This is a genomic window from Afipia sp. GAS231 (assembly GCF_900103365.1).
In the GTDB taxonomy this organism is placed as follows: Bacteria; Pseudomonadota; Alphaproteobacteria; order Rhizobiales; family Xanthobacteraceae; genus Bradyrhizobium.
Genome location: NZ_LT629703.1, coordinates 6,426,732 through 6,444,616 on the forward strand (window position 1 = coordinate 6,426,732; position 17,885 = coordinate 6,444,616).

Here is a 17,885-nt window from a genome sequence, read left to right on the forward strand (position 1 = left end):
CGGTCGCTTTGCGCGGTCCGCGTGGTCGAGTCAAGGCGGGAGAGGGGGCGGAGGACGCTAGCCCGAGCGGCTCAGTAGCTGATTTTCGGGGCCAGCTTGCGCGCCTGCTCGACCAGCTGCTCGACCGATCGTTCCGACGGCAGCACGCGGACCAGCCGGCGCTTGGTATTGATGTCTTTCATGCTCGCAGCCAACCGCGAAGGGTTGCGCAGTGCCAGTTCACGCACGGTGGTGACGCCGGCCGCGCGCACCAACCCGACCTTGGCCTTGCCCATCCCGGGAATGCGCATGTAGTCGGAGAAATTTGCCCATTCGAGCAGTTGCTGCTCGCTGATCCCGGTCTTGGTGGCGAGCGCCTTGCGTCCCTTGACGGTGCGGGCGGCTTCCAGCAGCGCTTCGGTGGTGCGAATGCCTAGCGATTTCAGTTTCGAGGCGGAGTAGGCACTCAGGCCTTCGATCGCGGAGAGGGGATATGTCATGATACTCGATGCAATAGAATGTGCTGAGGCCGGATCTGCGCCAGAAGGATATGCTTTAAGCGAACTGGCTAAGGCCCGGCGTCCCCGAGATGATCTCGCCCATTTTGTCCGCTCCGATTTTGTCGCGGCCGAACCGAAAAAGTTCACGCGCGACGTTCTGAATCTGGTTCATGCCGAGGCCGAGCGCCATCAACTTGGTACCGAGCGCCATCAGGCCGCCGCCCATCAGCCGGGAGAGGCCGCTGTTGCTGTTCGAGGCCGCGATCGCAGCTTCGGCACCCGGGATCTGATCGATCAGAGCCTGGACCTTGTCGGAAGGGCCCTCGTTGCGGAGGAAACCCAGAACGATGCCGATGGTTTTTTCCGCGACAGCGTCATCGATGCCGACCTTGGTGGCCAGCGTTCCAATTAATTCGTCCATATGGCCCCCGCCCTCAGCCGGTTTTTACCGGGTCGTCTGCTTGTTATTTGATCTTGAGCGTCCACGGTGTGAAATACAAGCGATCCGCACACACTAAGGCCGCTTTCGTTCCAGATCGCGCCGCAAGTGTTGCAGCAATGCAAGAGTGAGCGTCGGATTTCACGCTTTATTGTCGCACCGCGAACGTTTTTCACGGTCGGGCTTGGAGAAAAGTATGAGATGCGCGGGCTTAGGGGCGCCGAGACGCGTCGATCTCGGCTCCACGGTTTCAATCGACGGCAGGGATGCGATATGATTGTGTCGCTGGGCAACCAAACCTCCCTGATACACGCGAAGAGGCGATGTGATGGCGACCTCCGATAACAAGACGGCCGATACCGACGAGAAGATTTTTATCGGCAAGGGCGAGGAAGCCGCCTGGCTGACGCTCGCGCTCGCCAATCGGCACGGTCTTGTCACCGGCGCGACCGGAACCGGCAAGACGGTGTCGCTGCAGGTGATGGCGGAAGGGTTTGCGCGTGCCGGCGTTCCCGTCTTCGCCGCCGACATCAAGGGCGACCTCTCCGGGATCTCCGAAGTCGGCGAGGCCAAGGACTTTATCTTGAAGCGGGCCGGCGAGATGGGGCTGAATTTCCAGCCCGATCAGTTCTCGACCGTGTTCTGGGACGTGTTCGGCGAGCAGGGCCACCCGGTCCGCGCCACCGTCACCGAAATGGGGCCGCTATTGCTGTCCCGGATGCTCGATCTCAACGACGTGCAGGAAGGCGTGCTCAACGTCGCATTCCGTGTCGCGGACGAAAGCGGCCTGACGCTGATCGACATGAAGGATATGCGGGCGCTGCTCGACGCCATCGTGCCCGATACCAGCAAGAGGGGCCCCGACGACGGCGAGGACCCATTGGCGTCGATCCGGAAGGCCGCGCAGGGCTACGGCAACGTCACCAAGGCGACCGTCGGCACCATTCAGCGTCAACTTCTGGTGCTGGAAAACCAGGGCGGCGCGAAATTCTTCGGCGAGCCGGCGCTGACGCTGAAGGATTTCATGAGAACCGACAGCGACGGCCGCGGCATGGTCAATATCCTGGTCGCCGACAAGCTGATGCAGAGCCCGCGGCTCTACGCCACCTTCCTGTTGTGGATGCTGTCGGAGCTGTTCGAGGAATTGCCGGAGGCCGGCGATCTGCCGAAGCCGAAACTGGTGTTCTTTTTCGATGAGGCGCATCTGCTGTTCACCGACGCGCCGAAGGCTTTGATGGACAAGATCGAGCAGGTGGTCCGCCTGATCCGCTCCAAGGGCGTCGGCGTCTATTTCGTCACGCAGAATCCGATCGACGTGCCCGACAAAGTGCTCTCCCAGATGGGCAACCGCGTCCAGCATGCGCTGCGCGCCTTCACCCCGCGCGACCAGAAGGCGGTCCAGGCGGCGGCACAGACCTTCCGGCCCAACCCGAAGCTCGACACCGCCCGCGTCATCATGGAGCTCGGCAAAGGCGAGGCGCTGGTGTCGTTCCTGGAAGGCGGCGGCACGCCGGCGATGGTCGAACGCATCATGGTCCGGCCGCCCTCGGCGCGGATCGGGCCGATCACGCCCGAGGAGCGCAAGGCGATCATGGACAACAGCCCGGTGAAGGGCAAATACGACACCGCCATCGACGCCGAGTCCGCTTACGAGATGATCCAGAAGCGCATCGCCGGGACGGCGGCGCATCCGGATGACGGATCGGCCGGCGGTGGCGGCGGTATTCTCGGCCAGATCGGTTCGATCGTCGGCACCATCTTCGGCACCAACGTTTCGCGCGGCAGGATGTCGACCGGCCAGATCATCGCGAGAAATGTCACCCGCAGCGTCACCAACAAGGTGGTCGGCGGCGTCGTGGCCGATCTCGGCAAGTCGGTCGGCGGTGCGCTCGGCGGTTCGGTCGGACGCGCGCTGGTGCGCGGCGCGCTCGGCGGGCTGCTGCGGCGCTAAAAGCGTTTCCAAGCGAAGTGGAAGCCGGTTCGCGTGAAGAAAACGCGTCAAACCAAAATTGGACTCTATGTCTGCCGCAAACCTTGATATCCAGAACAAGCGCGTGTTGAGATGGCCGTCGCTGCGCGCGCCGATCGACGTGCTGTTTCTGCTCTGTTGTATCGCGCTGACGGCCGACGTGCTGGTCCCGGAAATCTTCGGCCACGGCAAGAGCAAGGACTATCCGCTGTGGTTCTGGGCCGGGCAGCAGGTGCTGCAAGGCAACAACCTCTATCCGGACAACCCTGCCGACTATTTCGACTTCATCTATCCGCCGCTGTCGGCGGTGCTGCTGGCGATACCGAGTTTCTTCGGCAAGATCCCGCTCTATCTCTGTCTATCGCTGCTCAATGTCGTGGCGTGGTGGATGACCGCGCAGTTTGCCAATGCGATGACGGGATCGGGGCGGACGCCCGGCCCATGGCTGTTCGCGCTGCCCGGTTTTGTTACCGTCACCTTCGTCTTCGACATGTTCGACCTCGGCCAACCGAATTTGGTTCTGCTGGCGCTGATGCTGTACGGCTTCTGGCTGCTGCGCGACCACCGCAACTGGATGGCGGGAAGCATGTTCGCGCTCGCCACCGCCATCAAGGTGTTTCCGGTCGCGGTGCTGCCCTATCTGGTCTGGAGAAGGCAGTGGGCCGCGGCCGCGAGCATGCTGGTTTTCATCGGCGTGTTCCTGTTCGTGCTGCCGGCGCCGTTCCGCGGCTTCGAGCGTAACGCCCATGAATTGAAGACCTGGTACCAGGGCATGGTGGGGTCGAGTTCGGAGAAGGGGTTCGGCCAGCGCGACGAACAGAACTGGTCGTGGGTCAACCAGTCGATCATCGCGATGACGCACCGGCTGACCCGGCCGATCAACTACAATCAGGACAATGCTGCCAAACCCGCCCGCACCATGAACATCGCCAATCTCGATTTCAAGACCGCGAACCTTTTGGTGGTGGCGATCTCGCTTCTGATCGGGCTCGGCTATGTCGCTGTCATGCCATCCGCCTCGCGGCGAACCGAACGCTCGGATGCCGAGGAGATCGGCATATTGTTCTGCCTGATGACGGCAGCCACCCCGCTGGCGCGCCAGTATTATTTCATGTGGCTGTTTTTCCCGATGACGGTGCTGATCCATCGCGCCGCCTACGATCCGCGCGCCCGGGTCAGGACCGGCACATGGCTGTTGCTGGCCGTGGCCGGCCTGCTGATGTTGCTGTCGCTGCCGGTATTTCCGAACGACCTGCAGGCCTACGGCAACAATCTCGCTGCCACCGTCGTGATGGTGGCGGGGTTGGTCTGGCACCTCCTGAATCCGCCGTTGGCGGACGATGTCTCTGCTTTGCCTCCGGCCACCGGGCAAGCTAAAACCTGACGCCAGAAAATCGCGCCCATAACCTGGGAAACAGCCAAGGAACACGCCATGTCCAGCGCCAAACTTCAGCCGGTTCTCGACCGCATCGACGCCGATTTTGACAACAGCCTCGAGCGGCTGTTCGCGCTGCTGCGGATCAAGTCGATATCCGGCGATTCGGCGTTTGCGGAAGATTGCAAGGCCGCGGCCGATCATCTCGCCAAGGACATCGCGACCCTCGGCTTCAAGACCGAGGTGCGGCCGACGGCCGGACATCCCGCCATCGTCGCCAAGGCTAATGGCAGCGCCGACGGCCGGCCGCATGTGCTGTTCTACGGTCACTATGACGTGCAGCCGGTCGATCCGCTCAATTTGTGGCACCGGCCGCCGTTCGAACCCGTCGTGACCGATCACGCCGACGGCCGCAAGATCATCGTCGCGCGCGGCGCCGAGGACGACAAGGGACAGTTGATGACCTTCGTCGAAGCCTGCCGCGCCTGGAAGCAGGTCGCGGGGGCGCTGCCGGTCGACATCACCATCCTCATCGAGGGCGAGGAGGAAATCGGATCGAAGAATTTCGTGCCGTTCCTCGAAGCCAACAAGAAAGACCTCAAGGCCGACTTCGCGCTGGTCTGCGACACCGGCATGTGGGACCAGAACACGCCGGCGATCACCACTTCGCTGCGCGGGCTCGTCTATGACGAGGTCAGGATCAAGGCCGCCAACCGCGACCTGCATTCCGGCATTTTCGGCGGTGGCGCGCGCAACCCGATCCGGGTGCTGACGAATATTCTGGGCGGCCTGCATGACGACAACGGCCATATCACCATTCCCGGCTTCTACGACGGCGTGAAGGACCTGCCGCCGGATATTCTGGCGCAGTGGAAGAAGCTCAACCTGACGCCGGAATCGTTCCTGAAGCCGATCGGGTTGTCGATCCCGGCCGGCGAGAACGATCGTCTCCTGATCGAACAGGTCTCCTCGCGTCCGACCTGCGACATCAACGGCATCATCGGCGGCTATACCGGCGAGGGCTCCAAGACCGTGATCCCGGCCGAAGCTTCGGCAAAGGTTTCGTTCCGGCTGGTCGAGGGCCAGAATCCCGACAGGATCCGCAAGGCGTTTCGCGATTACGTCACGGCGCGCATTCCGGGCGACTGCAGCGCCGAATTCACCGACCATTCCAACGCGCCGGCGATCGCGCTCGACTGGAACATGAAGCCGCTCGCGGCGGCGAGGCGCGCGCTGACGGACGAGTGGGGCAAGGAAGCGCTGCTGATCGGTTCAGGCGCCTCGATCCCGGTGGTGGCGGATTTCAAGCGCACGCTCGGCCTCGATACCGTGCTGGTCGGCTTCGGTCTCGAGGACGACAACATCCATTCGCCGAACGAGAAGTACGATCTGAAGAGTTTTCACAAGGGCATCCGCTCCTGGGCGCGGATCCTCGACGCCTTTGCGGAGGCGGGGAAGTAAGCGGGCAAATAATTGCGACACGTTATTGTCATCTGAACAACGCCGCCGCCCGAAACAGGCTGGAATAGCCGCGCGCCCGGTGCTAATTTGAGGAGCATGAAGAAATCAGACGTCACTTGCCCCGCGTGCCAGGCCGGCTATCGGCGCATCGAGTTGCAATCGAAACCCGGAACTCTCGGCGAGTTTCGGTGCCTGACGTGCAACCATCTGCTCGAGACATTCGATGGCTCCGCGAACGTGGCACTTCGTCTGACGGTGCAGCCAAAGAAGGCCAAGAACGGCCTGCACAGGGCGCCTTCAAACGGGGCTGCCTGAAATAGATCCGTCACCGGCGTATCGCGTTACGCGACCCTGACCGCCGCGGTCACGTGGTTCGGCAGTCCTTCGTGCTCCTCGACGCCGGCGCTGGTTCGGCAGATCATCATGGCTTCGCGCAGGCTCCCGGCAGCCGTATCGGCCTTGGCCACCTCGCGGAGTTCTTCCAGCGCCTCCTTGTCGATGTTTTCGGCCCAGCAACCGAGCATGATGGTGGTCTTCGGAAATTTGCGACGAAGCCGCCGGACCGAGTAGCACATATGGGCGGGACTGCTGGCGTCGAGGTAGGACAGGCAGACGATGGCAACGCCGGCCGTCTCCAGTTTTGCGATATTGGTCGTCGAAAGTGCGTCCGCGGACTCAACCCGCGCACCGAGGCCGTGCGCATTGGCAAGCTGGGCAAACAGCACGGCTGCCGCTTCGTCGAGCGGGGAGCGTCCGGCCAGGCAGAGCACCGGGTGTTCTCCCTGCCAGTCGAGTGGAAGGTCGGCTTTCTGCACCACCGGCAAATTGCTGGAGATGGCGGTGTCGGGGACGGTTTCGACCGCGGCCGCCGCCTCCGCATCCATGGTCGGTGAGGTCACCTCGGGTATCGAATCGTTCTGGGTGGAAAGGTCGCTGGCAAACTCAGTCACCGCGTCGCGAATCTTGGTCATGCGCGCCTGGTCCAGCGCGCCGCGCTTGGCGTCGGCCTGCGCCAGCAGCAGCCCCTTGAGCGCGACCTCGTCAAAATACGAAGACAGCGATTTCTCCTTGAGGAATTCCTCCGCCTTTCCTGCAGCCTCGGTCGGATCGCCGGCAAGCATCCGCTGGTAGAACATCTCCGGCGGCGATAGCGCGGGCCTGTCGCCAAAAATCACGTCGAGGAATTCGAGCCGCTCGACATGCCGTCCCAGCACGACGAGGCAGACCGTCAACGGCGTTGCCAGCACCAGTCCGATCGGGCCCCACAGCGCCGTCCAGAACGTCGCCGAGACGACGATGGCGACGGGAGACAATCCGGTGCTCTGACCGTAGGCCAGCGGTTCGATGACTTGGCTTACGATCGGCCCGACCCCGAGAAAAAGCGCCAGCGTCCATGCCAGCATCGACCAGCCGGGATCGACGGCGGCCGCCAAAGCGAGCGGAAATGCCGCCGAGATGGCTGAACCGATGTAGGGAACGAACCGCAACACCGCCGCCAGAATACCCCAGAGGATCGCGCTGGGAACGCCAATGAAAGTAAGTCCGACCGCGATGATCACGCCGAAGGTGGCGTTGATCATCAACTGAGCGAGAAACAGCCGGCTGAGGCGCGTCGCGGCATCGTCCAATGCGGCGGTGGTTCGTTGCAGATCATGCGAACCCGCCAGCCGTATCAGCCGGTTTCGAAGATCCTCGCGCTGGATCAGGATGAAGATCACGAAGATGATGATGATGCCGGTGGTCGCCAGCGGATTGAGCAGGGGCGCGATCAGGCTGCGCAGGTTTTCCAGCGCGCCCGGGTCGGGCTGACGGACTTCAACCGGGATGGGCTGGGTCGTTCCGGCCGCATTGGGAGCGCCGAGACGCGAGATCGCGCCGCGGCCCGACTTGTCATCCTTTGGCCGGTCGAGCTCCCGGCTCAACTCCTGCAGCATATCGGCCGCACGTTCCAGCGTGCCGCTGCTCGCGGTGGCGCCGCGTACCGATTTGATCTTCTCCTGCATCGTCGATTGATAGACCGGCAGGTCTCCGGCCAGTTGGCTCAACTGGTTTGCGATCAGGGTGCCGAGGCCGAAAATGACCGAGAACGCCAGGAAGACCACGCCCACCACCGCCAGGCCACGGGGAACGCGGGCTTTCTGCAGCAGTCCGACCGGTGGCCCGAGCACGAAGCTGAGAAGGATCGCGAGCGCGATGGGGACGAATATCTCGCGGCCGAAATACAGCGCACCAATGAACAGGGCTGCCAGGATCGAGCAGGCGACGGCGCTCAGCAAAGCCATCAACTCGTCCGTCGTGCGGCCGTTGGTGATCTTCCTGGTGATCAAGCTCATGGAGGCTTTCTGGGAACGCGGGAGGGATATGGTGGACGGCCGATAGCGCAGCCCGGTCAGCGCCACTGCCAGGACACCTGATCCCGCTCCCGTGACTCGTAAGCGAGGACGTATCGGCGAATGCTCCGCTTGGCGATCAGGGCCGCGCGCCGCGCGAGCCGCCATGCACCAAGCGATTTGATCCAGCTCTGAGCGTGCTGAAACTTCGCATAGCACCACACGAAGGCTGGAATAGACATCAGCTTGTCGCGGCTGATGCAAAACAGCCGTTCAATCAGCGCGAGCTTGAGAACCTCAGCGACGCCAAGCACCATCAGTCCGCTGACCACGTGGCCTGTTGCGGTCAGGTAGGCGGCGAACGGCTTGGCGGGTTCGAGAATGAGAACCGGGATGACAAACAGCGCCAGCGTGGGATAGGGGCCCAGCGACATCACCCAGGTCCGCAAGCTCGCGAAAATCCAGTGGTCCGCCAGCCAGCGAATGACCGGCCTGGCGAGCGTCCAGAAGGCGGCGTCCACCAGGAAGTAGATGGCGGCCAAGATGAACACAAATGGTTTGAATATGAGGCTCACGCGCGTTCTCCCGTAAGACAAGGCGCGACGGGCGCTTAGGTTGCACCGTTAACACGCTGTCTATTCACGAAGACGATGGAACCTTTTGCTGCGGGACCTTCCCCGAACGCTGCTCGGGAGGCAGCGGATGAAATCGAACAAATTCGGCATCCCCGCGTTTTCCCCAAATGATAAAACGCGAACCCCGACACGCCGGTCCAATGAGCATGCAGCCCGTCGATTGCGGCGCGACGAGGCCGGTTCCGCTGCTCCCGCCCATGCCCGGTTCGAACGATGCTGATGGCCCCGGGCCATCGCTGCCGAAGACGAAGTTGAGCAGAACGGATGCGGTCCGTGCCGCGAAGGCACGCCTGATGCGGCGCGATTCGCTGCGCAAGCAGCGGCAGGCCCAAAAGGGATGATGCCGCCCCAAGCCTTCAATTTCAGCCTTCTATTTCAGCCTTCAGTCGTCTGGCTCAGTTTCTGAGGTCGCGTTCCCGATCCAGTTCGCGAAGGTAAGAAAGCCCATGCACCGTCAGGCGGTGCGGGTTCTTTTCACCCTCGATGTAGAGCTGCATCAAGTGCCTTGAAAGACGCTCGCGGGCGCCTTTCATCTCGGAACGGTCGGCCAGGGCGCCGTAAATGCTCAGGGCACGATCAACGGGGAGGGTTTCCATCGGGCTAACTCTTCAGTTGGATTCGATCTCTGAAGAGGTAAGGCCTGCTGCTTCGTATCGTTCCAGTATCGTGATGGTGCAATTGTAGGCGGGATACGGGAGCCTTCCCCGGACCGACCTGCCTTGAAGACGAGTCTGGTCGTACCGACTCCGTCCAAACAAAAAGACCGCCCGAAGGCGGTCTTCCTGTAGCCTTGAGTTATTAAGTCAGGCTACGCCCCCAGCCCGCCGACCGAATGAGTCGACCCTATAGAGTGTGGCAAAAATTGGGGAGTCTTAAAGCGGTTCCGCGAGCGAAAGCCACGCGAGCGTTGCTCGTGCGACACAGCAGAGTTCCCGCGCTCATGAACGAAGACGGGTTTCGCTCACCAGCCATGCATGGATCGTCAGCCACTTGTCTCGGCCCCTTGTCTGGAAGTTCAGGAGCGAAGATTTTGAATCCTGAAGCTCGATGAAAAACTTCAGCGAGTCTCTGCCTGTGACTCCATCGGCATCGAGCGCCTGTCTTTGCACCCATCGATCCCATGCTTCAAGGATGAGACGCTTCGCCTCTGACTGCTTCATGGTGCTCGAACGATCAAACATGGGGGATGGACCCGTAATGTTCGAGCAAAACATTAATGATGCGTTTTGCGTACCTTGGAAACCAGACCCTATCGGTATATGAGGGCTGACACTTGTTGGTGCCCGGTTCTGCACAGGCCGACGTTTGAGGCGCCTCTAAAGAAAATCTAGACGATAAATTGCGTCTCTCTGAAAGTCTTCAGAGGCGAAATTGTGCAGGGTGCAGTCCAGAAAGGGGGACATAGAGAAAGATGCAGCAATGGCGATGCCAATGTTAAGAATTCCAGTCGTTACTATTTTGTTGCTGACCGGCTGCGACAAAGGACAGATCAAAGATAATCCACCGCAAATTCAACAAATAGAATCGCCTCTACAAAATACAGTAGAGGGAATGGCCAAGGCTAAGGCTCTCGATCTGGAGCAAGGCCGCCTCACTGCGCGGCGGTTTTGATCATCGGACAAGACGACACTGCCGGCCCGTATCAACCGGGCTCATTCACTGCTAGCAGCCACGGCAGATGCCGCGAATTTTAGCGTCCACCTTGCCCTGCTCCGCGACAAAGTCGGCAGGCCATTGTCCGCCGGCCCAAGGCGCTTGCTTTTGCTTGGTAAAGATAACGGGCACCGTAAAGTTGAACCTATCATCCCCCACCTCGGTGGGTGGCTCGGGAAATGGCGCAGCACGCTCAACCATGCTCAGTGCCGCCGTATCGAGCAACTCAGATCCACTGCTTTCCACCAGTTCTCTGGAAATCAGCTTGCCCTGCCGGTCAATGACAAACTTGACCTTGGCCGCGCCACCTTGGCCACTCGCTCCAGGCGGAAACATTTTCTTGCTCGCCAACTGGATTAGAATCTTCTTCTTCCAGGCTTCAGCCCGGTTTGGCTGTACGTCGACCATCTGCGCATATGAGGGGATCGTCGAGACCAACAGCAGTCCGAACAGGCCGGCCAACAAAGGAGCTTTTACTTGCATGAGTGAGAGACGTCACACGTGGAGATGGTTTGTTATCACACACTACCCGTAGAACGATTTTGCGCAATAGGGAGCCGTCGGACCACCGCGTTCCTCACTGCACCGCCAGCAATCCCCCCGCCACGATCATGGTCGCCATCGCCGACAGCGCCAGCGACCAGTGGATGCCGATCAGGCTGCCGAGCAGGCCGACCGAGATGCCGCTGAAGGCGCGCAAGCCGAGGCTTGCCATGTTGAACAGACCGATGACACGGCCGCGCATGTCGGGCGGGGCATTGATCTGCACCAGGCTCTGCGCCATCGCGTTGAACGACAGTTCGAGGAAGCCGGCGACGAGCAGGAAGCACAGCGCCAGCGCGTAGCTGTGCGATAGCGCAAATACCGTCAACGCCACACACCACAGCAGCGCGAGGATGATCGCGGTGCGCGGCCGCGGCGGCAATATGTTGCGCCCCTCCAGCGCAAGGCCGGCCAGCAGGCCGCCGGCGGCGTCGGCCGCCAGCAGCATGCTGTAGGACACGCCGGGATCGCCATGGCCGAGTTCGGCGGCGAAGCCCGGCATTTGCGAGCTATAGGCATTGCCGACGAAGAAGGATGCGGCGCCGGCAAGCACCGTCATCGCGACAATGACGGTGTGTTGACGGACGTCGCGCATGGTGTTGACGATGTCGGCGAGGCCCCGCACGGCCCGGCGCGGCGGCGGTGTGCCCTTGCGAAAGCGCGGGCCGTAGGGCGCCTTGATCAGCCACAGCACCAGCGGCAGGTAGAACACCGTGTTCAGCATGATGCCGTGCGCCGGACCGAGCGCGAGCAGGATCGCGCCGCCGACGGCGGGGCCGACCAGGATGCCGGTATAGCGCGCCATCGCGTTCAGCCGCACCGCGCTCGCCAGATCCTGCGGGCCGACAATGTCGTAGATCAGCATCTGATTGGGCGTCTGCCACAGCACCCCGGCGCAGCCGTGGATCACCAGGATCAGCATCGCCTGCCACATCTGCAACGTGTCGGTGATGAAGAAATAGCCCCAGGCCAGCGAGGCCAGGATGAACAGGCCCATGCCGACCTGAATGACGCGGCGCGGATCGAAGCGTTCGGCCAGCGCGCCGGACGCCACCGAGAACAGCAGGAACGGCAGCCAGTGCGACAGCACCGCAAAGCCGCCGAGCGCCGGCGAATGGAATTTCTGGAACACCACCCAGTAGCTGATCACATGCTCGATATTGTCGGCCATCATCGAGAGCACATAGGTGATGAACTGCGCCCGGAAGCCTGAGTGGCGCATCGCTGCAAACGATCGCGGGGACGATGGCGCGGAGGAGGGAGCTTCGGTCATGAGATCGGGTTTCCTGAAGGGCCAAAGCGTGCTCGGTGCCCGGCGCGAAAGGGTCCCTTACAGCGCAGACGACAGCAAGGCACAAGATGGCGCCTGAGCAGGTGACATGTGCGCTGCGTGCGTGTCCGCGCTGCCCTCAAGAGCAGACATCGTCAGGCTACACGCTCAGGTCCGTTTGGTGGCACGAAACCGACGTGCGGATGCAATCGCCGTTTGTCCGCTGTTGGGGGAACAACAGAACTAGCTCTGTCGCGACTCGAAGACCGAGTTTGACCCGAATGGACTTCGATCCCACACTGCAACTGGAGACCAAGCTGCGCCCAACCTTGTTATCGCGGGGTTGTCTCCATGACGCCTTGATTTCTGCACTATTCGAGAAGCAAATGGAGCAACGTAACGCTTTGGAGGACCGGCGGTGCCGAGGTCCAGGCTCACGTTGTTGCTGATTGGACTGCTCGGGCTTGCGCTCGGCGGTTGCATGCAAGCGACACTCGCACCCTCGACGGATGCCAGTTTGACTCCAAGGGACCGGCAGTTGCTGGCCCATCCGCCTTATGCGCAGGTAGACATCCCAGAGTCCTATCGTCGGCATATCGTCGACTATTCGCGCAGAGAGGCGCCGGGTACGATCCTGGTCGATACCGACGCGCGCTATCTCTATTACGTCCTGCCGCAAGGCAAGGCGATCCGCTACGGCGTGGCAGTGGGGGAGGAAGCGATGGCCTTCTCCGGCGTCGCTGCGGTTGGCCGTATGGCTGAATGGCCTGATTGGATCCCGACGCCGGAGATTCAGGCGCGGCTCGGTCCTTACCCGGCGCGCGTTCCCGGAGGTCCGGCTAATCCGTTGGGCGCGCGGGCGCTCTATCTTTACGAGGGCAACAAGGACACCCTGTACCGCATCCACGGCACCAACCAACCGGAATATATCGGCCAGGCTATATCGTCCGGCTGCATCCGCATGACCAACGAGGATGTCATCGATCTCTTTGATCGGGTGAGGCCAGGCGCGACTGTCGTCGTCCTCGCGCCGGGTCGGAGAGCATGGATGGGGCCCATCGCAGGTCCCCGCAGCTGATCAAAGCTCGCTGGAAGGGTCGCCTATAATTCCAAGATAGGCGTTCTGAGCAAATCGCGGGTCGCGTTGGCTTCGTCAAGAAGCTAGTGATTCCTGCCCAAAAAAGACCCGCTCCTCCGCTCCCCCGCGTGCGATCTCAAACGTCTTTGGCTTGCGTTCGACAACTATCTGCGCCCGTATTCATGCCAACACAAAAAAGCCCCGGACGATTCCGGGGCTCAGGTTTGCTGGAGACTAGAGCGCAAATCAGTAACGGGCGACGACCGGGCCGCCAAAACGGTAGTTCACCCGTAAGGTGACCATATCCACGTCCTGACTGATCCGATTGAGCGCACCAGCAAGCAGGGGGTTCACTACCGAGAATGAATTGTTTGCGTTACCCATGAAGAGGTGATCGTATTCGATACCGGCCGACCAATTCGGAGCGAAGCCGTACTCAAATCCGACACCCACGGTACCACCCCAGCGGGTCGAGCTTGCCGAGGCTATACCAACGCCTCCGAGTGTGGTGTTTATGAAAGCGCTGTTGCTTGTCACCGCCGCGCCGCCCTTCAGATACAGCAGCGCCGCATTCCAAGCATAACCAATCTGGCCGGTGAAAAGGCCTAAGCCATTGACGTTGACGCCAGTCGTGAACGCTGGATTGAAGACGCTGACGTGCGAGCCGCGGAGATTCGCCCAATCGCCCTGGGCTTCCAGACCGAAAACAAACTGACTGGCTTGCCAGCGGTAGCCCACCTGGCCACCGACGAGACCTCCGGACCGACTAAGACAACCGTCAGGGATGACCGCACCAGCTACCGGAACGATGCCCCAGCAATTGCGGCTCGATCCCCAACCACCGTTGGCGCCGATGTAGAAGCCGCTCCAATCGTAAGCCAGCGCGACCACCGGGGGTGGTGCCTTGGTGTAGGGACGTGCAGCCAGATCGGCCGCCGACGCGGGAGCGGCCATCCCCATTGCGACTAAACCCACCGTAGCCAGCAAGAGCTTCTTCATCGCATTTCCTCCAGCTCTGTCGCTTCTGACCTGATGCGCAAGCGACCATTGTCGTGAAGCATTGTAGGCGCTTAAACTTTGAAACCTCGTACCAGAAAGGCAACACTCAGTTTTTCTAAAATGGCGGGAAGGCGGCAAGTTGTGTCATGGATTGACCGCATTCTCTAGTAGGTCAAGCCTGTTGACCTTCTAGAACATGCGACTGCCACGCAAAATAGCTCGTGCGCGTTTGTGAAATGGTCGATTGGGGATGTTGTTTGTTTGCTGCGTTGCATGAGTCCGGAAGTGGGCACTTTTCGGAGATGCCGGAATAGTTCCTGCATGTTCGGCATCGGGGACCGAGCAGATGTCCCGCAGCTAGGTCACGACTTCCGTTTGTGGCCATTTATCATTCGTTGCCCGGCCGCAAAGTGCTAGGCTTCAGGCCTTGAACAAGCGTGGTCTTTCGGGGGCACATGCGGCGGCGTGAGTTCATCTTCTTAGCGGTGCAGGCGGCTGTGCGTCACCGCTCGTCGCGTGCGAGCCGGACCATCCCATCGTCAGCAAGCGATGGGCTTTTGTAATTGAGTTAATCCGATGCAAACGTGGGTCCGAACGCTCGTTGCGATTGGCTTGGCGCTCACTGCTTTGAGCGCGATCTCCGAGCGAGTGCGCGAACCAGGCGTGACCGACACTGAAATTCGTATCGGCAATCTCATGCCTTATAGTGGAAATTTGGAGGTCTTCGGGGCGATTGGGAAAGCCGAAGCAGCGTATTTTGAGATGATCAACGAGCACGGCGGGATTGGCGGCCGTAAGGTGCGCTTTATCTCATATGATGACAAATCCAATCCGGTGACCGCCCTAGAGCTTACGCGCCGTCTTATCGAGGAAGACGACGTCTTGTTGATGTTCGGCTCTTTCGGAACTCCGGGCAACTTTGCCGTTCGCAGCTACTTGAATGAAAGGCAAATTCCTCAACTTTTTATCGCCTCCGGAGACGATCATCTGAGCGATCCATCGTCGTTTCCGTGGACAATGGGTTGGCAGCCCTCGTTTCGGGAAGAGGGGCGCATCTACGCCAACTACATACAGGCGTTCTACCCCGGAAGCAGGATTGTAGCTCTTTGGCAAAACGATCAAGTCGGTCGAGAAATAGTCAAGGGGCTGGAAGACGGGCTCGGTAGTGTCGCCCGTATGATCAGGGTCGATATCGCGTACGATATCGCAGATGCGCATCTGGACACGCACGTATCGATCTTGAAGCAATCAGGAGCCGAGATTTTTGTGTTTGCAGGAGCGCCTGAAGACGCAGCCAAAGTAATTCGAATAGCGGCGGAGTTGAATTGGCACCCTGTGTTCATTTTGAGCCATATGGCTTCGTCGATTGCGACCGCGCTAAAGCCTGCTGGCGTGGAAAATGCTGTGGGCGCGATTACAGCCGCCTTCTTGAAGGATGCAGATGATCCAGCTTGGAAAGACGGAAAAGCCACAAAGGACTGGCAGTCGTTTGTTGACAAGTATGGTCGGGCCGGAGGCAAAGACGACGGCGCCGCCGTCTTCGGCTACGCGGCCGCCGAGACACTGGTACAAGTGCTCAAGCAGTGCGGCAATGACCTGTCACGCGCGAACGTCATGAAGCAGGCCGGGACCCTCAAAGAATACCAAGGCTCCGTTTTGCTACCTGGGATCAAAATCAGCACTGGACCTCGGAACTTTCGGCCGATCGAACACCTGCGACTAGTTCAATTCGACGGCCGCACGTGGCAACCAATCGGCGATGTTCTCGAAACGGCTTTCTCCAACGTCGACAGGTAGCTGTGCCCGGGGAAACAACTGGTGCTGACCGTCAGGGTGCACCGTCACGTGCAGAAGTCGACGACCTGGTCGTTTCATATGTTCCCCTGCAAGGCGATACCATTCCAAATCCCTTGGCTTTTAATTGGCCCGGCATGTCCGTTCACGGCAAAAGCAGTCGTACCCCGCCTTTGAGGTCCGCTTCGCGCCCGACAACAGATGAGGTGGATGGCTCCCGCTCACGGCATCTGGGTGCCAAAGTGTGAAGGCCATCAGGCGTTCACGAGCAAAATGGGAGCCATCCGCTATGCAGATTACCACGATCGGCCTCGACTTGGCCAAGAGCGTTTTTCAGGTCCACGGCATCGATGCGGCCGGCCAGGCTGTGGTTCGCAAGTCGCTTCGGCGGGCGCAGATGCTGCCATTTTTTGCCAAGTTGCCTCCTTGCCTGGTCGGCATCGAGGCGTGCGGCACGTCGCATCACTGGGCGCGCGAGCTAATCAAGCTCGGTCATGAGGTGCGGCTGATGCCGCCTGCTTACGTAAAACCGTATGTGAAGCGCGGGAAGACCGACGCTGCCGATGCGGAAGCGGTTTGCGAGGCAGTGACACGGCCTACGATGCGGTTCGTGCCGGTCAAGTCGCCGGAGCAGCAGGCGGCGCTGTCGATGCACCGGACGCGCGATCTGCTGGTTAAGCAGCGCACGCAGCTGATCAACATGATCCGCGGTCTACTGGCCGAATTTGGCGTCGACATCCCCAAGGGGCTGGAGCGGGCGCTACTGATGGCGCGGCAGATCGTCGATGGCAAAGCTCCTGAGGTACCGATTGAAGCTGCCAAGATCGTCACTACGCTGTCACAGCAGGCGCTCGACATCCACGTCCGGCTCCGCGAGATCGATCGCGATCTGGCCGTTTGTTTACGTGGCAACGATGTTGCACGTCGTCTCATGACTATCCCCGGCATCGGGCCGGTCGGCGCGACGGCACTTGCCGCATCGGTAACCGATCCGCATCAGTTCCGCTCGGGGCGGCAGTTCGCTGCCTGGTTGGGATTGACGCCACTTCAGAAGTCGAGCGGTGGCAAAGAGCGGCTCGGTCGTATCAGCAAGATGGGCGACAAATACCTGCGCAAGCTGCTCATTGTCGGCATGACGGCGCTTGTGCGCCGTGCAAAGCAAAATCCCGAAGGCGATCCACGGCTGGCAGATCTGCTTGCGCGAAAGCCCACAAGGGTCGCCACGGTCGCGATGGCGAACAAGACCGCACGGATTGTCTGGGCGATCATGGCACGCGGCGAAATCTATCGTCCAGGCCACCGGCCTGCACTGGCCGCATAACAAGGATACACGATTTAGCTGAAGAGGAGATCAGCTTCACGAGGTTGCGAGCGCGATGCGATGTGATGGCAGACCGGTCAGACCGGGAACGGGGACAACCCAAGTGATGTCCAAGGCGTCATAGCCTGAACAACAGAATGGGACCTTGTTCGCGGACTCCATCAGGGCCAGCAGTCTCAACCGACTGCATCAACAGGCCGGACAGAAGACTGCACCCGACCAATGCCACTGCGTCAATTTAGCCCTTGCAACGCGGGAGCCATCCACAGAGGACATCTGGCAGCGGTTGAAACGAGGCCAATTCTTGGCCGGATTTTTGAGCACACATTCGGTTCGCCGGGGCCTGTGTCGCTTCCAGTGCAAGCGGAAACTTCATGCCCGGCTGCGACAAAGTAGCCCGACGGGCAAATCAGCAAAAGTCTGTCCAGCCCTTCGGATAAAAATATTTCCGTTGAGCCGTCGGGCAAATCAGATCTAGGACTCCCGCCATCCTGTCCCACCAGAGCAACTGTGCTGAAGTAAACCGGCGATCGGCCGGG

General features: G+C 60.7%; 16 protein-coding genes. 7 read left to right on the forward strand and 9 right to left on the reverse strand.

The features are described from left to right. Nucleotides 1–71: 71 nt before the first annotated feature. Together BLS26_RS30190 and BLS26_RS30195 are read right to left on the reverse strand one after the other, a co-directional pair. On the reverse strand, nucleotides 72–479 hold the full coding sequence (locus tag BLS26_RS30190; protein ID WP_092516136.1) for a DUF4332 domain-containing protein: 408 nt from the start codon (nucleotides 477–479) through the stop codon (nucleotides 72–74). 55 nt (nucleotides 480–534) lie between these two features. After that, nucleotides 535–900 carry a hypothetical protein gene (locus BLS26_RS30195; protein ID WP_092516137.1) on the reverse strand — a complete coding sequence of 122 codons (366 nt, stop codon included), beginning with the start codon at nucleotides 898–900 and terminating at the stop codon, nucleotides 535–537. A gap of 346 nt (nucleotides 901–1,246) precedes the next feature. Between BLS26_RS30195 and BLS26_RS30200 the strand changes: the two genes are divergently transcribed. The 3 genes from BLS26_RS30200 (at nucleotide 1,247) to BLS26_RS30210 (ending at nucleotide 5,723) form a co-directional block, all read left to right on the forward strand. After that, nucleotides 1,247–2,869: a helicase HerA-like domain-containing protein gene (locus BLS26_RS30200; RefSeq protein WP_092516138.1), complete on the forward strand. Its 1,623-nt coding sequence runs from the start codon at nucleotides 1,247–1,249 to the stop codon at nucleotides 2,867–2,869. Between the two features lie 67 nt (nucleotides 2,870–2,936). Further along, nucleotides 2,937–4,271 carry a glycosyltransferase family 87 protein gene (locus tag BLS26_RS30205; RefSeq protein ID WP_092516139.1) on the forward strand — a complete coding sequence of 445 codons (1,335 nt, stop codon included), beginning with the start codon at nucleotides 2,937–2,939 and terminating at the stop codon, nucleotides 4,269–4,271. A gap of 48 nt (nucleotides 4,272–4,319) precedes the next feature. Continuing rightward, on the forward strand, nucleotides 4,320–5,723 hold the full coding sequence (locus BLS26_RS30210; protein ID WP_092516140.1) for a M20/M25/M40 family metallo-hydrolase: 1,404 nt from the start codon (nucleotides 4,320–4,322) through the stop codon (nucleotides 5,721–5,723). Between the two features lie 341 nt (nucleotides 5,724–6,064). Here the strand turns inward: BLS26_RS30210 and BLS26_RS30220 are convergent, their stop codons facing one another. The 4 genes from BLS26_RS30220 to BLS26_RS30240 form a co-directional block, all read right to left on the reverse strand. Beyond that, entirely contained in the window at nucleotides 6,065–8,056 is a 1,992-nt protein-coding gene (locus BLS26_RS30220; RefSeq protein ID WP_244541732.1) for an AI-2E family transporter, read from the reverse strand. 56 nt (nucleotides 8,057–8,112) lie between these two features. Further along, nucleotides 8,113–8,604: a hypothetical protein gene (locus tag BLS26_RS30225; protein ID WP_244542045.1), complete on the reverse strand. Its 492-nt coding sequence runs from the start codon at nucleotides 8,602–8,604 to the stop codon at nucleotides 8,113–8,115. A gap of 479 nt (nucleotides 8,605–9,083) precedes the next feature. Continuing rightward, a complete protein-coding gene (locus BLS26_RS30235; protein ID WP_092516143.1) occupies nucleotides 9,084–9,284 on the reverse strand; it encodes a hypothetical protein in 201 nt (66 codons plus the stop codon). A gap of 342 nt (nucleotides 9,285–9,626) precedes the next feature. Further along, complete coding sequence (locus BLS26_RS30240) at nucleotides 9,627–9,869, reverse strand: hypothetical protein (RefSeq protein ID WP_092516144.1); 243 nt, start codon at nucleotides 9,867–9,869, stop codon at nucleotides 9,627–9,629. Nucleotides 9,870–10,107: 238 nt separating this feature from the next. Here BLS26_RS30240 and BLS26_RS36055 point away from each other — a divergent pair, with 238 nt between their 5' ends. After that, nucleotides 10,108–10,299, forward strand: coding sequence for a hypothetical protein (locus tag BLS26_RS36055; RefSeq protein WP_157676621.1), 192 nt, complete (start codon nucleotides 10,108–10,110; stop codon nucleotides 10,297–10,299). Between the two features lie 51 nt (nucleotides 10,300–10,350). Here the strand turns inward: BLS26_RS36055 and BLS26_RS30245 are convergent, their stop codons facing one another. Both BLS26_RS30245 and BLS26_RS30250 read right to left on the reverse strand, forming a co-directional pair. Beyond that, nucleotides 10,351–10,803, reverse strand: coding sequence for an energy transducer TonB (locus BLS26_RS30245; protein ID WP_157676622.1), 453 nt, complete (start codon nucleotides 10,801–10,803; stop codon nucleotides 10,351–10,353). Between the two features lie 115 nt (nucleotides 10,804–10,918). Next, nucleotides 10,919–12,157 carry an MFS transporter gene (locus tag BLS26_RS30250; RefSeq protein WP_244541733.1) on the reverse strand — a complete coding sequence of 413 codons (1,239 nt, stop codon included), beginning with the start codon at nucleotides 12,155–12,157 and terminating at the stop codon, nucleotides 10,919–10,921. A gap of 478 nt (nucleotides 12,158–12,635) precedes the next feature. On the opposite strand from BLS26_RS30250, the gene BLS26_RS30255 reads away from it, so the two are divergent. Beyond that, nucleotides 12,636–13,232: a L,D-transpeptidase gene (locus tag BLS26_RS30255; protein ID WP_371361048.1), complete on the forward strand. Its 597-nt coding sequence runs from the start codon at nucleotides 12,636–12,638 to the stop codon at nucleotides 13,230–13,232. A gap of 246 nt (nucleotides 13,233–13,478) precedes the next feature. On the opposite strand, the gene BLS26_RS30260 is transcribed toward BLS26_RS30255, so the two are convergent. Next, entirely contained in the window at nucleotides 13,479–14,231 is a 753-nt protein-coding gene (locus tag BLS26_RS30260; RefSeq protein WP_092516148.1) for an outer membrane protein, read from the reverse strand. Between the two features lie 663 nt (nucleotides 14,232–14,894). Here BLS26_RS30260 and BLS26_RS30265 point away from each other — a divergent pair. Both BLS26_RS30265 and BLS26_RS30270 read left to right on the forward strand, forming a co-directional pair. Then, the gene (locus BLS26_RS30265; RefSeq protein ID WP_371360712.1) at nucleotides 14,895–16,028 is read left to right on the forward strand and encodes an ABC transporter substrate-binding protein; all 1,134 of its coding nucleotides are present in this window, start codon (nucleotides 14,895–14,897) and stop codon (nucleotides 16,026–16,028) included. Nucleotides 16,029–16,314: 286 nt separating this feature from the next. After that, complete coding sequence (locus tag BLS26_RS30270) at nucleotides 16,315–17,346, forward strand: IS110 family transposase (protein ID WP_092516150.1); 1,032 nt, start codon at nucleotides 16,315–16,317, stop codon at nucleotides 17,344–17,346. The last annotated feature ends 539 nt before the right edge of the window (nucleotides 17,347–17,885 follow it).

What these genes read in the sequence shown, in the direction of transcription:
- BLS26_RS30190 (WP_092516136.1), bottom strand. Translation starts at nt 479, where the DNA reads ATGACATATCCCCTCTCCGCGATCGAAGGCCTGAGTGCCTACTCCGCC.
- BLS26_RS30195 (WP_092516137.1), bottom strand. Translation starts at nt 900, where the DNA reads ATGGACGAATTAATTGGAACGCTGGCCACCAAGGTCGGCATCGATGAC.
- BLS26_RS30200 (WP_092516138.1), top strand. Translation starts at nt 1,247, where the DNA reads ATGGCGACCTCCGATAACAAGACGGCCGATACCGACGAGAAGATTTTT.
- BLS26_RS30205 (WP_092516139.1), top strand. Translation starts at nt 2,937, where the DNA reads ATGTCTGCCGCAAACCTTGATATCCAGAACAAGCGCGTGTTGAGATGG.
- BLS26_RS30210 (WP_092516140.1), top strand. Translation starts at nt 4,320, where the DNA reads ATGTCCAGCGCCAAACTTCAGCCGGTTCTCGACCGCATCGACGCCGAT.
- BLS26_RS30220 (WP_244541732.1), bottom strand. Translation starts at nt 8,056, where the DNA reads ATGAGCTTGATCACCAGGAAGATCACCAACGGCCGCACGACGGACGAG.
- BLS26_RS30235 (WP_092516143.1), bottom strand. Translation starts at nt 9,284, where the DNA reads ATGGAAACCCTCCCCGTTGATCGTGCCCTGAGCATTTACGGCGCCCTG.
- BLS26_RS30240 (WP_092516144.1), bottom strand. Translation starts at nt 9,869, where the DNA reads ATGTTTGATCGTTCGAGCACCATGAAGCAGTCAGAGGCGAAGCGTCTC.
- BLS26_RS36055 (WP_157676621.1), top strand. Translation starts at nt 10,108, where the DNA reads ATGGCGATGCCAATGTTAAGAATTCCAGTCGTTACTATTTTGTTGCTG.
- BLS26_RS30250 (WP_244541733.1), bottom strand. Translation starts at nt 12,157, where the DNA reads ATGACCGAAGCTCCCTCCTCCGCGCCATCGTCCCCGCGATCGTTTGCA.
- BLS26_RS30255 (WP_371361048.1), top strand. Translation starts at nt 12,636, where the DNA reads ATGCAAGCGACACTCGCACCCTCGACGGATGCCAGTTTGACTCCAAGG.
- BLS26_RS30260 (WP_092516148.1), bottom strand. Translation starts at nt 14,231, where the DNA reads ATGAAGAAGCTCTTGCTGGCTACGGTGGGTTTAGTCGCAATGGGGATG.
- BLS26_RS30270 (WP_092516150.1), top strand. Translation starts at nt 16,315, where the DNA reads ATGCAGATTACCACGATCGGCCTCGACTTGGCCAAGAGCGTTTTTCAG.